The 13,523-nt window shown below is 62.4% G+C and carries 8 protein-coding genes, 2 tRNA genes and 3 rRNA genes; 9 read left to right on the top strand and 4 right to left on the bottom strand.

Annotated elements, in window-relative coordinates:
* Window positions 1–162 precede the first annotated feature (162 nt).
* Together R2APBS1_RS01840 and R2APBS1_RS01845 are read left to right on the top strand one after the other, a co-directional pair.
* On the top strand, window positions 163–1,389 hold the full coding sequence (locus R2APBS1_RS01840) for an acetylornithine/succinylornithine family transaminase (RefSeq protein WP_015446636.1): 1,227 nt from the start codon (window positions 163–165) through the stop codon (window positions 1,387–1,389).
* A 24-nt stretch (window positions 1,390–1,413) separates the two neighbouring features.
* Window positions 1,414–1,833: a VOC family protein gene (locus tag R2APBS1_RS01845; protein ID WP_007514215.1), complete on the top strand. Its 420-nt coding sequence runs from the start codon at window positions 1,414–1,416 to the stop codon at window positions 1,831–1,833.
* Here the strand turns inward: R2APBS1_RS01845 and hemL are convergent, their stop codons facing one another.
* Together hemL and thiE are read right to left on the bottom strand one after the other, a co-directional pair.
* Window positions 1,834–3,114: a glutamate-1-semialdehyde 2,1-aminomutase gene (gene hemL, locus R2APBS1_RS01850; RefSeq protein ID WP_007514216.1), complete on the bottom strand. Its 1,281-nt coding sequence runs from the start codon at window positions 3,112–3,114 to the stop codon at window positions 1,834–1,836.
* On the bottom strand, window positions 3,111–3,749 hold the full coding sequence (gene thiE / locus R2APBS1_RS01855; protein ID WP_007514217.1) for a thiamine phosphate synthase: 639 nt from the start codon (window positions 3,747–3,749) through the stop codon (window positions 3,111–3,113). Before thiE ends, hemL begins: the two co-directional genes overlap by 4 nt.
* Window positions 3,750–3,861: 112 nt before the next feature.
* Here thiE and R2APBS1_RS01860 point away from each other — a divergent pair, with 112 nt between their 5' ends.
* Window positions 3,862–4,056: a rubredoxin gene (locus R2APBS1_RS01860; protein WP_015446637.1), complete on the top strand. Its 195-nt coding sequence runs from the start codon at window positions 3,862–3,864 to the stop codon at window positions 4,054–4,056.
* Between the two features lie 218 nt (window positions 4,057–4,274).
* Here the strand turns inward: R2APBS1_RS01860 and R2APBS1_RS01865 are convergent, their stop codons facing one another.
* Window positions 4,275–4,706 carry a DUF192 domain-containing protein gene (locus R2APBS1_RS01865; protein ID WP_015446638.1) on the bottom strand — a complete coding sequence of 144 codons (432 nt, stop codon included), beginning with the start codon at window positions 4,704–4,706 and terminating at the stop codon, window positions 4,275–4,277.
* 475 nt (window positions 4,707–5,181) lie between these two features.
* Between R2APBS1_RS01865 and R2APBS1_RS01870 the strand changes: the two genes are divergently transcribed.
* The 6 genes from R2APBS1_RS01870 (at window position 5,182) to glpK (ending at window position 12,286) form a co-directional block, all read left to right on the top strand.
* A 16S ribosomal RNA gene (locus R2APBS1_RS01870) occupies window positions 5,182–6,726 on the top strand.
* Window positions 6,727–6,947: 221 nt separating this feature from the next.
* A tRNA-Ile gene (locus tag R2APBS1_RS01875) sits at window positions 6,948–7,024 on the top strand.
* A 1-nt stretch (window position 7,025) separates the two neighbouring features.
* Window positions 7,026–7,101: transfer RNA gene (locus R2APBS1_RS01880), tRNA-Ala, on the top strand.
* Between the two features lie 203 nt (window positions 7,102–7,304).
* Window positions 7,305–10,184 (top strand): 23S ribosomal RNA (locus R2APBS1_RS01885).
* 250 nt (window positions 10,185–10,434) lie between these two features.
* Window positions 10,435–10,548, top strand: a 5S ribosomal RNA gene (rrf, locus tag R2APBS1_RS01890).
* The 16S, 23S and 5S rRNA genes sit together here with 2 tRNA genes alongside, the layout of an rRNA operon.
* A 238-nt stretch (window positions 10,549–10,786) precedes the next feature.
* On the top strand, window positions 10,787–12,286 hold the full coding sequence (glpK, locus tag R2APBS1_RS01895) for a glycerol kinase GlpK (RefSeq protein WP_027490027.1): 1,500 nt from the start codon (window positions 10,787–10,789) through the stop codon (window positions 12,284–12,286).
* A 47-nt stretch (window positions 12,287–12,333) separates the two neighbouring features.
* Here glpK and R2APBS1_RS01900 read toward each other — a convergent pair whose 3' ends face one another.
* A complete protein-coding gene (locus R2APBS1_RS01900; protein ID WP_015446640.1) occupies window positions 12,334–13,269 on the bottom strand; it encodes a carbohydrate kinase family protein in 936 nt (311 codons plus the stop codon).
* Window positions 13,270–13,523 lie beyond the last annotated feature (254 nt).

The following is a 13,523-nucleotide window of genomic DNA, read 5'->3' on the forward strand; positions in this document are numbered from 1 at the left end:
GCGGGAGCGCGGACTGGTGCTGCGCGGCGGCGGGTGTAACGGCGGCGATACAGTTCGTGCAGCAGTGTTACAGCGTTCTTTGCGATTGTGTGCAGTGCAGCGTGGTTCTACGATGCGCGCCTGCGCTTTCACCTGCGCCACGCGGCGCTCCCGAGAATCACCATGTACAAACACCCTCCCGGCCTGGTTGAACTCGGCAAGCGTTACTGGCTGCCGGTGTACAAGCCGCGCGAGCTGGTGCTCGACCACGGCAAGGGTGCGCGGGTGTGGGATACCGAAGGGCGCGACTACGTGGATTTCGGCGCCGGCATCGCGGTCAACGCGCTTGGCCACCAGGATCCGGACCTGCTCGCTGCGCTGACCGCGCAGGCGCACAAGCTGTGGCACAGCAGCAACGTGTTCTACACCGAGCCCCCGCTACGGCTGGCCGAGGAACTGGTGCACGCCTCGGGGTTCGCCGAGCGCGTGTTCCTGTGCAACTCCGGCGCCGAGGCGAACGAGGCGGCAATCAAGCTGGTGCGCAAGTGGGCGGCGACGCAGGGCCGGGCGCCGGAGCGGCGCGTCATCGTCACCTTCAATGGCTCGTTCCACGGCCGCACATTGGCCACCGTCACTGCCACCGCGCAGGCGAAGTACCAGCAGGGCTACGAGCCGCTGCCGGCGGGTTTCCGCCACCTCGATTTCAACGACGCGCAGGCGCTGGAGGCGACCTTCGCCGCAGGCGACGTCGCGGCGGTGATGCTGGAGCCGGTGCAGGGCGAAGGCGGCGTGCTGCCCGCCGCGCCGGGTTTCCTGAAGCGCGTGCGCGAGCTGTGCGACCAGCATGACGCGCTGCTGGTGCTGGACGAGATCCAGTGTGGCATGGGCCGCACCGGCACGCTGTTCGCGCATGCCCACGAGAACGTCAGGCCGGACATCGTGACCTTGGCCAAGGCGCTCGGCGGCGGCTTCCCGATCGGCGCGATGCTGGCCGGGCCGAAGGTGGCCGAGGTGATGCAGTACGGCGCCCACGGCACCACCTTCGGCGGCAACCCGATGGCCGCCGCGGTGGCGCGTGTCGCGCTGGCCAAGCTGTCTTCGCCGGCGGTGCTGATGAACGTGGAACGGCAGGCGAACGACCTGCGCGCGGGGTTGGCGCGGATCAATCACGAGCTGCAGTTGTTTGCCGAAGTGCGCGGCCGCGGGCTGATGATCGGCGCGGTGCTGGCCGATGCGTACAAGGGCAAGGCCGGCGCGGTCCTCGATCACGCCGCCACCCGCGGCTTGCTGCTGCTGCAGGCCGGGCCGGACGTGCTGCGCTTCGTGCCGCCGCTGACCATCACCGACGAGGAACTGGCCGACGGCCTCGCGCGCCTGCACGCGGCGTTGAGCGATTTTGCGGCAGGCTGAGCCCGCCCATCAGGAGCATCCTGGATGAAATACCTGCACAGCATGGTGCGCGTGCGCGACCTTGACGCCTCGCTGCGTTTCTACTGCGAAGGCCTCGGCCTGCGCGAGGTGCGCCGCCAGGAAAACCCCGCGGGCAAGTACACGCTGGTGTTCCTCGCCGCGCCGGACAGCCCCGAGGCCGAGATCGAGCTCACCTGGAACTGGGGCTCGACCGAGGACTACGGCAGCGCGCGCAACTTCGGCCACCTGGCCTTCCGCGTGGAGGACATCTACGCCACCTGTGCGCGTCTGCAGGCGATGGGCTGCACCATCCACCGCCCGCCGCGTGATGGCCACATGGCCTTCGTGCGTTCGCCCGACCTGATCTCGATCGAGCTGCTGCAGGAAGGCCACCTGCCGCCGTGCGAGCCGTGGGCGTCGATGCCCAATACCGGCAGCTGGTAATCAGCCCCTTGCGTCGCGCAGGGCGCCGCGCGCGGCTTCCAGCGTGTCGGCGATGTGCTGGTCGGTGTGCGCGCTGGACAGGAAGCCGGCTTCGAACGCCGAAGGCGCCAGGTACACCCCGCGCTTCAGCATGCCGTGGAAGAAGCGGTTGAACAGCGCCGTGTCCGCCGCGGTGGCCTGCGCGTAGCTGCGCACTTCTTCGGCGCTGAAGAACAGGCCGAACATGCCACCGACGCGGTTGGTGCTGAATGCCACGCCTTCGCCGTCGGCCACCGACTGCAGGCCGTCGCAGAGTAGGCGGGTGCGGGCGGCCAGCCGCTCGTGGAAGCCGGGCGCCTGGATCAGCTCCAGCATCGCCAGGCCCGCCGCCATCGCTACCGGATTGCCGGAGAGCGTGCCGGCCTGGTAGATGGGGCCGGCAGGCGCGATCTGTTCCATCAGCTCGCGGCGGCCGCCGTAGGCGCCCACCGGCATGCCGCCGCCGATGATCTTGCCGAACGTGGTGAGGTCCGGCGCCACGCCGTAATGCGCCTGCGCGCCGCCGAGTGCCACGCGAAAACCGGTCATCACCTCGTCGAAGATCAGCAGCGCGCCGTGGCGCGTGCACAGTTCGCGCAGGCCTTGCAGGTAGCCGTCGACTGGCGGGATGCAGTTCATGTTGCCGGCGACCGGCTCGATGATCAGGCCTGCGATTTCGTTGCCCTGTTCGGCGAACAATGCCTTCGCGGCGTCGAGGTCGTTGTACGGCAGGGTCAGGGTGAGGTCGGCATTCGCCTTCGGCACGCCCGGCGAGGTCGGCACGCCGAAGGTCAGCGCGCCGGAGCCGGCCTTGACCAGGAAGCTGTCGCCGTGGCCGTGGTAGCAGCCCTCGAACTTCACGATCTTGCTGCGGCCGGTGGCGCCGCGCGCGAGGCGGATCGCCGACATCGTGGCCTCGGTGCCGGAGTTGACCATGCGCACCATCTCGACCGACGGAATCAGCCGGGTGATGGTCTCGGCCATCGTCACTTCGGCCGGACAGGGCGTGCCGAACGACAGGCCGTCCTTCACCGCGCGCTCGACCGCTTCGCACACCGCCGGGTGGTTGTGGCCCACGATCATCGGACCCCACGAGCCGACGTAGTCGATGTAGCGCGTGCCTTCCACATCCCATAGGCAGGCGCCGTCTGCCCGCGCGGTGAAGAACGGCTCGCCGCCCACCGACTTGAACGCGCGCACCGGTGAGTTCACGCCGCCAGGCATCAGCTTCTGGGCGCGCTGGAAGAGTTCGTGGTTGCTCATCGTGCGGATTCTCGATCGGAGGGGTACAGGTCGGCGAAACGCTGTGCGGCGGCGCGCACGTCGGGGGCGGCGAACAGGGCAGTGATGGCCGCCAAGTACTCGGCGCCGGCCTCGACCAGCGAGGCGCCATTGTCCGGCGTGATCCCGCCGATCGCCACCCGCGGCACGCCCAGCGCGGCGCTTTGCCTCAGCAGGTCAATCGGGACGCGTGGCGCCAGCGGCTTGGTCGGCGAAGGAAAGAACGCACCGAACGACACGTAGCTGGCGCCGGCACGCGCAGCGGCCTGTGCGCGCGGCAGCGAGCCGTAACACGACATGCCGATGATCGCCTGCGCGCCCAGCATCGCGCGCACGGCAGCGGGGTCGTCGTCGTCCCGGCCCAGGTGCACGCCATCGGCGCCGACCGCCTGGGCCAGCGCGATGTCGTGGTCGATGATCAGCGGCACGCGGTGGGCGCGGCACAGCTGCGCGAGCGCCGTCGCCTCGGCGCGGCGGCGCGCCGTGTCGTCGCTCAGGTCGCGGTACTGCAGCAGCTTCACGCCACCGGCCAGCGCCTGTGCGACGACGTCAAGCAGGTCGGCGCGCGGCCCGTCGGTGATGGCGTACAGGCCGCGGCCCGGTAGGAGTGTCGGCATCTTCGTTGCCTCGGGGGTCGGGACAGAGGTGCGGCGGTATCGCCGCGCTTTCGTATTGTCGGTCGAGTTGCGAGAATGCTCCATTCCCCAGGCGACCCGAAGAAACCCGATCATGAGCCAGAGTTCCACCGAAACCGCCTTGCGCAAATGGATGTGCGTCGTCTGCGGCTACATTTACGACGAAGCCGCGGGCGTGCCGGAGGAAGGCATTCCCGCCGGTACCCGCTGGGAGGACGTGCCCGACACCTGGACCTGCCCGGACTGCGGTACCACCAAGGATGATTTCGAGATGATCGAGATCGACTGAACGCCGATTCCTGCCTGCAAACGGCCCGATCCCGTCAGTGCATTGGCCGGGCCGCCTGTTCTGATGTTCCTGCGCCTGACTACGCAGCGCGCCATACGGGAACATCCCATGCAACAGTTCATTCCGTTCGAAGACGACTGGGACGCACTGGAAAACCTGCGTCCCGAAAACCTGATTCCCTATCGTGTCGGCATGCTCGACGCGCCGCGCGAAGCCGTTCAGCGCACGGGTCCGATCTCGCCGTCGATCTTCAACACGTCGCCCGGCTTCGCCCCGATGCGCTGCGCCGTGCCGGCAGACAGCTCCAGCACGTAGATCGCCGGCGCGTCGCTGGGATAGGTCGGGCAGGGATCGGCCTTGCATGGCGGCACATCCAGCTGCATCGAGACCAGTCGGCGCTCCGTATCGAAATACAGGATGTCCAGCGGTATCAGCGTGTTCTTCATCCAGAACGCCTGTGGCCCGGTGTGGGGAAACACGAACAGCATGCCGTGATCGGGCGCCAGCGTGGTGCGCATCGTCAGGCCGCGCTGGCGACCGGCATCGTCGGTGGCGCGCTCCACCAAAAAACGCTGCCCATGCAGCTCGACCGCCGGTATCCCGGGCTGCGCCGGAGCGGAGCCGGAACAGCCGGCCAGCAGGAACAGCATCGGAGCGATCCATCGTGTCATCGTGGCGGTTCGTTGCAGAGGGGAAGACGTGGCGGGCAGTCTAGCGCTCCAGTCGGCAGCGTTTCGCGAGAAAAGTACACGCGCCCCCTTCCCAGACGTGCGGCTCGGCGCTATGATTCTCGCCCCTTCGACGAGGCGCCCTTTCGCGAAGGCTTCCGCACTACCCCACGCTGAAAAATTTGTTGGCTGAGGGTGTTGACGGTCGTAAAAAGCGATGTAGAATGGGCGGCTCACCCGGGACGAAAGGTCACGGGGCGATCACCGAAACGGTGGTCGGCAAGGTAAAGATCTTTGACAGTGTGCGCAGGTGAATTGTGTGGACGTCTTGTGCTGGAGGGTTGCGACCTGTCCAAGCAATGCAAGCGTCCCACCAAGTAAAAAGTCAGTAATGAGTTTTGATTGGTTGGGAACATACGCTTCAGAAAGATAGATCGACTTCGGTTGATCGAAAACTTAAGTGAAGAGTTTGATCCTGGCTCAGATTGAACGCTGGCGGCATGCCTAACACATGCAAGTCGAACGGCAGCACAGCAGTAGCAATACTGTGGGTGGCGAGTGGCGGACGGGTGAGTAATGCATCGGGATCTACCCTGACGTGGGGGATAACCTCGGGAAACCGGGACTAATACCGCATACGTCCTACGGGAGAAAGCGGGGGACCTTCGGGCCTCGCGCGGCAGGACGAACCGATGTGCGATTAGCTAGTTGGCGGGGTAATGGCCCACCAAGGCGACGATCGCTAGCTGGTCTGAGAGGATGATCAGCCACACTGGGACTGAGACACGGCCCAGACTCCTACGGGAGGCAGCAGTGGGGAATATTGGACAATGGGCGCAAGCCTGATCCAGCAATGCCGCGTGTGTGAAGAAGGCCTTCGGGTTGTAAAGCACTTTTATCAGGAGCGAAATACCACGGGTTAATACCCTATGGGGCTGACGGTACCTGAGGAATAAGCACCGGCTAACTTCGTGCCAGCAGCCGCGGTAATACGAAGGGTGCAAGCGTTAATCGGAATTACTGGGCGTAAAGGGTGCGTAGGCGGTTACTTAAGTCTGTCGTGAAATCCCCGGGCTCAACCTGGGAATGGCGATGGATACTGGGTGGCTAGAGTGTGTCAGAGGATGGTGGAATTCCCGGTGTAGCGGTGAAATGCGTAGAGATCGGGAGGAACATCAGTGGCGAAGGCGGCCATCTGGGACAACACTGACGCTGAAGCACGAAAGCGTGGGGAGCAAACAGGATTAGATACCCTGGTAGTCCACGCCCTAAACGATGCGAACTGGATGTTGGTCTCAACTCGGAGATCAGTGTCGAAGCTAACGCGTTAAGTTCGCCGCCTGGGGAGTACGGTCGCAAGACTGAAACTCAAAGGAATTGACGGGGGCCCGCACAAGCGGTGGAGTATGTGGTTTAATTCGATGCAACGCGAAGAACCTTACCTGGCCTTGACATGTCCGGAATCCTGCAGAGATGCGGGAGTGCCTTCGGGAATCGGAACACAGGTGCTGCATGGCTGTCGTCAGCTCGTGTCGTGAGATGTTGGGTTAAGTCCCGCAACGAGCGCAACCCTTGTCCTTAGTTGCCAGCACGTAATGGTGGGAACTCTAAGGAGACTGCCGGTGACAAACCGGAGGAAGGTGGGGATGACGTCAAGTCATCATGGCCCTTACGGCCAGGGCTACACACGTACTACAATGGTCGGTACAGAGGGTTGCAATACCGCGAGGTGGAGCCAATCCCAGAAAGCCGATCCCAGTCCGGATTGGAGTCTGCAACTCGACTCCATGAAGTCGGAATCGCTAGTAATCGCGGATCAGCTATGCCGCGGTGAATACGTTCCCGGGCCTTGTACACACCGCCCGTCACACCATGGGAGTGGGTTGCTCCAGAAGGCGTTAGTCTAACCGCAAGGGGGACGACGCCCACGGAGTGGTCCATGACTGGGGTGAAGTCGTAACAAGGTAGCCGTATCGGAAGGTGCGGCTGGATCACCTCCTTTCAAGAAACGACGGCGTGAGTCTTCACGCAAGACGTCCACACAAGACACCTGTACTTCACGCGAAGGGTTTGCTTTACGCAACGTCCCTGTTGCGAAGAGCAGACATCAAGACCGGCCATCCATGGCCGGACTCTTCACAACAGCCGCTTCGAACGAGGCTTACGGCCACGTCAAGCGGGACCAGGTAGCTTGGCTCGCGGGTTCTGGGGTTCACCTTTCATGGGTCTGTAGCTCAGGTGGTTAGAGCGCACCCCTGATAAGGGTGAGGCCGGTGGTTCGAGTCCACCCAGACCCACCATGGGGCCATAGCTCAGCTGGGAGAGCACCTGCTTTGCAAGCAGGGGGTCGTCGGTTCGATCCCGACTGGCTCCACCACTCAAGCGCCGCGTGAAGTATCAGCACACACAAGATTTGAAGTCATCCGGCATTGAGGCCGGTGTGACGTTCTTTGAAAACAGGTAAACGAGTGACAAGCGTCTTGGTTCGAACCGAACCGAGGCAAGTGTTAAGGCACGAAAACGAAGTAACTTGGCTGCACCTGAGGAGGGTGCATGCCCCGAGGCGACTTGGGGTTATATGGTCAAGCGACTAAGCGTATACGGTGGATGCCTTGGCAGTCAGAGGCGATGAAGGACGTGGCAGCCTGCGAAAAGTGTCGGGGAGCTGGCAACAAGCTTTGATCCGGCAATGTCCGAATGGGGAAACCCACTCCGCAAGGAGTACTGCATGGTGAATACATAGCCATGCAGGGCGAACCCGGGGAACTGAAATATCTAAGTACCCGGAGGAAAAGAAATCAACCGAGATTCCCTGAGTAGCGACGAGCGAACGGGGACTAGCCCAAAAGCACATTGTGTTCTAGTCAAACGGCATGGAAAGGCCGGCCATAGATGGTGATAGCCCAGTCGACGAAAGGGCACTTTGTGTGAAATTGAGTAAGGCGGGGCACGTGAAACCTTGTCTGAACATGGGGGGACCATCCTCCAAGGCTAAATACTCCTGACTGACCGATAGCGAACTAGTACCGTGAGGGAAAGGCGAAAAGAACCCCGGAGAGGGGAGTGAAATAGACCCTGAAACCGTATACGTACAAGCAGTGGAAGCCCGCAAGGGTGACTGCGTACCTTTTGTATAATGGGTCAGCGACTTACTGTCAGTGGCAAGCTTAACCGTATAGGGGAGGCGAAGAGAAATCGAGTCTGAATAGGGCGCATAGTCTCTGGCAGTAGACCCGAAACCGAGTGATCTATCCTTGGCCAGGTTGAAGGTGCGGTAACACGCACTGGAGGACCGAACCCACATCTGTTGCAATAGATGGGGATGAGCTGAGGATAGGAGTGAAAGGCTAAACAAACTCGGAGATAGCTGGTTCTCCTCGAAAGCTATTTAGGTAGCGCCTCGGACGAATCTTCCTGGGGGTAGAGCACTGTTATGGCTAGGGGGTCATCGCGACTTACCAAACCATGGCAAACTCCGAATACCAGGACAGACTATCCGGGAGACACACGGCGGGTGCTAACGTCCGTCGTGAAAAGGGAAACAACCCAGACCCGCAGCTAAGGTCCCAAAGTCATAGCTAAGTGGAAAACGATGTGGAAAGGCATAGACAGCCAGGAGGTTGGCTTAGAAGCAGCCATCCTTTAAAGAAAGCGTAATAGCTCACTGGTCGAGTCGGTCTGCGCGGAAGATTTAACGGGGCTAAGCTATGCACCGAAGCTCGGGGTGTGCACGCAAGTGCACGCGGTAGAGGAGCGTTCCGTAAGCCTGTGAAGGTGGATTGTAAAGTCTGCTGGAGGTATCGGAAGTGCGAATGCTGACATGAGTAACGATAATGGGGGTGAAAAGCCCCCACGCCGAAAGCCCAAGGTTTCCTCGCGCAACGTTCATCGGCGCAGGGTGAGTCGGCCCCTAAGGCGAGGCAGAAATGCGTAGTCGATGGGAAGCTGGTTAATATTCCAGCACTTTTCTACAGTGCGATGTGGGGACGGAGAAAGTTAGGTCTACCGGGCGTTGGTTGTCCCGGGGAAAGGCGGTAGGCATGGATCTTAGGCAAATCCGGGATCCTTTATGCCGAGCACCGAGACGAGCCCTTTTGGGCGAAGTGACCGATACTACGCTTCCAGGAAAAGCCACTAAGCTTCAGCTGTAGAAAAACCGTACCGTAAACCGACACTGGTAGGCAGGGTGAGAATCCCAAGGCGCTTGAGAGAACTCGGGTGAAGGAACTAGGCAAAATGGCACCGTAACTTCGGGAGAAGGTGCGCCCTTCGATGTGGTCACGTGCGTGACTGAGCATTGAAGGGTCGCAGTAACCTGGCCGCTGCGACTGTTTATCAAAAACACAGCACTCTGCAAACACGAAAGTGGACGTATAGGGTGTGACGCCTGCCCGGTGCTGGAAGGTTAATTGATGGGGTCAGCCGCAAGGCGAAGCTCTTGATCGAAGCCCCAGTAAACGGCGGCCGTAACTATAACGGTCCTAAGGTAGCGAAATTCCTTGTCGGGTAAGTTCCGACCTGCACGAATGGCGTAACGACAGCGGCGCTGTCTCCACCCGAGACTCAGTGAAATTGAATTCGCTGTGAAGATGCAGCGTTCCCGCGGCAAGACGGAAAGACCCCGTGAACCTTTACTATAGCTTTACACTGAACGTTGAGTTCTTCTGTGTAGGATAGGTGGGAGGCTTTGAAGTGCAGACGCCAGTTTGCATGGAGCCATCCTTGAAATACCACCCTGAAGTGCTTGACGTTCTAACCTCGGCCCGTAATCCGGGTCAGGGACCGTGTATGGTGGGTAGTTTGACTGGGGCGGTCTCCTCCCAAAGAGTAACGGAGGAGCACGAAGGTACGCTCAGCGCGGTCGGACATCGCGCACTGTGTGCAAAGGCATAAGCGTGCTTGACTGCGAGATCGACGGATCAAGCAGGTACGAAAGTAGGTCTTAGTGATCCGGTGGTTCTGTATGGAAGGGCCATCGCTCAACGGATAAAAGGTACTCCGGGGATAACAGGCTGATACCGCCCAAGAGTTCATATCGACGGCGGTGTTTGGCACCTCGATGTCGGCTCATCACATCCTGGGGCTGTAGCCGGTCCCAAGGGTATGGCTGTTCGCCATTTAAAGTGGTACGCGAGCTGGGTTCAGAACGTCGTGAGACAGTTCGGTCCCTATCTGTCGTGGGCGTTGGAGATTTGAGGGGGGCTGCTCCTAGTACGAGAGGACCGGAGTGGACGTTCCGCTGGTGTTCGGGTTGTCTCGCCAGAGGCATTGCCCGGTAGCTATGAACGGAAGTGATAACCGCTGAAAGCATCTAAGCGGGAAGCACGCCCCAAGATGAGATCTCCCGAGAGCTTGACTCTCCTTAAGGCACCATCAAGACCAGGTGGTTGATAGGTCAGGTGTGGAAGCGCAGCAATGCGTTCAGCTAACTGATACTAATGAGCCGTGCGGCTTGACCATATAACCCCAAGTGGCTTTGTTTTACGCAGGTCCCTCTGCGAAGCTACCGGCCATCCATGGCCGGAGCCTTCGAAAGAGCGATCGTTCCAAGGCACTTGCCAAATATCGAATTCACCTCGACGCTTGTCACTCGTTTACGATTTATCTCACGTGAGATCCCTCTCACGAAAAGAAGAGTCAAAACCCCGCCATCCGTGGCGGACTCTTCAAAAATGCGGAGCCGGCGCGTCAGCGCTGCTCCCACCCCTTCCCTGGCGGCCATAGCGGCGTGGTCCCACCTGATCCCATCCCGAACTCAGAAGTGAAACGCGCATGCGCCGATGGTAGTGTGGCTTTGCCATGCAAGAGTAGGTCACCGCCAGGGGCTTTATCCTTAGAAGGCCTCCCCATCCGGGGAGGCCTTCGTCTTTATCAGCCTCACTCCCCCAACGGCAACGCTCGGGGGGCTTTGGTGTGACCGGCGCTTCACCCCGGGTCTCGACCACAGCGTGTTGCCGCCCGTGCGCCAACACCTTCGGCGCCGCTCCGGAGCACCCCGGGATCCGCCGCGCGCACGCTCTCTTGCTAATCTTTGCCGGCAGGTTCGCGTGGAAGGAATGGCTGTGGCGCAACGTTATGTACTGGCGATAGATCAGGGCACCACCAGTTCGCGCGCCATATTGTTCGACCGGGCCGGTGGCGTGGTCGGCTCGGCGCAGCGCGAGTTTCGTCAGATATTCCCCCGGCCAGGCTGGGTCGAGCACGATCCTCAGGAGATTCTGGCCAGCGTGCTGGCGACGGTTGGCGAGGTGCTGGGCGCGGCACGGGTTGGCGCGCGCGAGCTGGCCGGCATCGGTATCGCCAACCAGCGCGAGACCACCGTGGTGTGGGATCGCCATACCGGTCGACCCGTCCGCAACGCGATCGTCTGGCAATCGCGACAGAGCCTGGCGATCTGCGAGGGGCTGGAGGCGGAGGGTTATGCCGCGCTGGTGCGCCAGAAGACCGGACTGCTGATCGACGCGTACTTTTCCGGCAGCAAGATCCGCTGGATCCTCGATCATGTCGCTGGCGCACGTGCCCGCGCGGAACGCGGCGACCTGCTGTTCGGCACGATCGACAGCTGGCTGCTCTGGAACCTGACGGGGGGCGGGCTGCACGCCACCGACGTCAGCAACGCCGCGCGCACGCTGTTGTTCGACATCCACATGCGGCAGTGGGACGACGAACTGCTGCGCATGCTGGATATTCCGCGCAGCATGTTGCCGGAGGTGCGCTCGTGCAGCGAGGTCTACGGCCGCACCGTGGCACTGCCCGGCGTGCCGGCCGGCGTGCCGATCAGCGGCGTGGCCGGCGACCAGCAGGCGGCACTGTTCGGCCAGGCCTGTTTCGAGCCCGGCATGGCCAAGAACACCTACGGTACGGGCTGCTTCATGCTGATGCATACCGGGGTCCGGGCCGTACCGTCGCGCCACGGGCTGCTGACCACGATTGCGTGGGAACTGGATGGGGCCGTCGAGTACGCGCTGGAAGGCAGCATCTTCGTCGCCGGCTCGGTGGTGCAGTGGTTGCGCGATGGCCTGCAGATCCTGGCACGGACCAGCGATTCACAGGCGTGCGCGGAGAGCGTGGAATCCAGCGAAGGCGTGTATGTGGTACCGGCCTTCGTCGGGCTGGGCGCACCGTACTGGCGCAGTGACGTGCGCGGCGCGATGTTCGGCTTGTCGCGAGGCACGCGCAAGGAGCATGTCGTGCGCGCGGCGCTGGAGTCGATGGCCTATCAGTCGCGCGACGTGTTGGCCGCGATGGAGGCCGACGCCAGCATTCCGTTGAAGGAACTCCGCGCGGATGGCGGCGCGATCGCCAACGACTTCATGGCGCAATTCCAGAGTGACATGCTCGGCGTACCGGTGCTGCGGCCGAAGGTCGCCGAGACCACGGCGCTGGGCGCGGCTTACCTGGCCGGTCTCGCCGTGGGCTTCTGGGAAAGCCGCGAGCAGATTGCGGCGTTGTGGCAGGTTGACCGGCGCTTCCTGCCTGCGATGGAGGCGTCGCGCCGTGAGCGGCTGTATCGCGGCTGGCTGGATGCGGTGAACGCCACCATCGGCTTTCGCGTCGATTGAAGGCCGGCGCGCTGGCCGCCGCGACCGCGCCCGCCTTCGAGCCGCGATCAGTCCAGGCCGTAACCGAACTGGTCCAGGAATGCTGCGGCGAACTCGCCGTAGCTGAAGCGCTGATTCTGCGTGCCGGGGTGCTCCACTTTCAGCGCGCCCATCAGCGAGGCCATGCGGCCGGTCGTCGGCCAGTCCTTGCCGCGCATGATGCCGAAGATCAGCCCGGCGCGATAAGCGTCACCGCAGCCGGTCGGGTCCACGATCTGGCGCTCGCGCGCCGGCGGGATGTGGTGGGTGTCGCTGCCGGCGTGGATGACTGAGCCGCGCGGGCCCTGGGTCACGATGTACGCCGTCACCTGCTCGGCGATCTCGGCGGCACTCCAGCCGGTGCGCGCCTGCAGCAGCTGCGACTCGTAGTCGTTGACGATCACGTAGGTCGACTTGCCGATCATCGAGCGGAACTCGTCGCCGCTGAACAGCGGCATTGCCTGGCCCGGGTCGAAGATGAACGGTACGCCGCGCAGGGCGAACTCGTCGACGTGCTGCAGCATCGCCTCGCGGCCGTCGGGAGCAACGATCGCGAAGTCGATCTGCGGAATGTCCCGCACGTGGTTTTCCTGCGCACTGGACATTGCGCCGGGATGGAAGGCGGTGATCTGGTTGTTGTCCAGGTCGGTGGTGATGAAGCACTGCGGGGTGAACTGGTCGTCGAATTCGCGCACGCCGTCGAGCCGGATGCCGCATTGCTCCATATGCTTGCGGTACGGCCCGAAATCCTGGCCCACGGCCGCCACCGGCAGCGGGTCGCCGCCGAGCAGCTTGAGGTTGTAGGCGATGTTGCCGGCGCAGCCGCCGAACTCGCGGCGCATCCGCGGCACCAGGAACGACACATTCAGGATGTGCATCTGGTCGGGCAGGATGTGGTTCTTGAACTGGTCCTGGAACACCATGATGGTGTCGTAGGCCAGCGATCCGCAGATGACGGCAGACATGTGTGCGGGAGCCCCCGGAGCAAGGTATGGAAAGAGCGGCAGCCGTGTCCGGCATGAGGCCGGGCCGGACGGCTCCGGTCAAAGCGGTGAATCGTACCGCCATCCGCCCGGATTGGCGACTTCCGGCGGCGGCCCCCAGTTCATTTCGAGGCGCAGAAAGTGTGCTTATGGTCGTGTTGTACAAGGGTTTCTTAACGTTATTGTCCTTGCGCATGCCGGTCACGCTGACTAGACTGGCGAGCTTACTTTTTAGC

Source organism: Rhodanobacter denitrificans (assembly GCF_000230695.2).
Lineage (GTDB): Bacteria > Pseudomonadota > Gammaproteobacteria > Xanthomonadales > Rhodanobacteraceae > Rhodanobacter > Rhodanobacter denitrificans.

Excerpts from the sequence above, each read along its gene's own strand:
- R2APBS1_RS01900 (WP_015446640.1), bottom strand. The coding sequence starts at position 13,269 with ATGTCTGCCGTCATCTGCGGATCGCTGGCCTACGACACCATCATGGTG.
- R2APBS1_RS01865 (WP_015446638.1), bottom strand. The coding sequence starts at position 4,706 with ATGCTGTTCCTGCTGGCCGGCTGTTCCGGCTCCGCTCCGGCGCAGCCC.
- hemL (WP_007514216.1), bottom strand. The coding sequence starts at position 3,114 with ATGAGCAACCACGAACTCTTCCAGCGCGCCCAGAAGCTGATGCCTGGC.
- thiE (WP_007514217.1), bottom strand. The coding sequence starts at position 3,749 with ATGCCGACACTCCTACCGGGCCGCGGCCTGTACGCCATCACCGACGGG.
- R2APBS1_RS01860 (WP_015446637.1), top strand. The coding sequence starts at position 3,862 with ATGAGCCAGAGTTCCACCGAAACCGCCTTGCGCAAATGGATGTGCGTC.
- R2APBS1_RS01840 (WP_015446636.1), top strand. The coding sequence starts at position 163 with ATGTACAAACACCCTCCCGGCCTGGTTGAACTCGGCAAGCGTTACTGG.
- R2APBS1_RS01845 (WP_007514215.1), top strand. The coding sequence starts at position 1,414 with ATGAAATACCTGCACAGCATGGTGCGCGTGCGCGACCTTGACGCCTCG.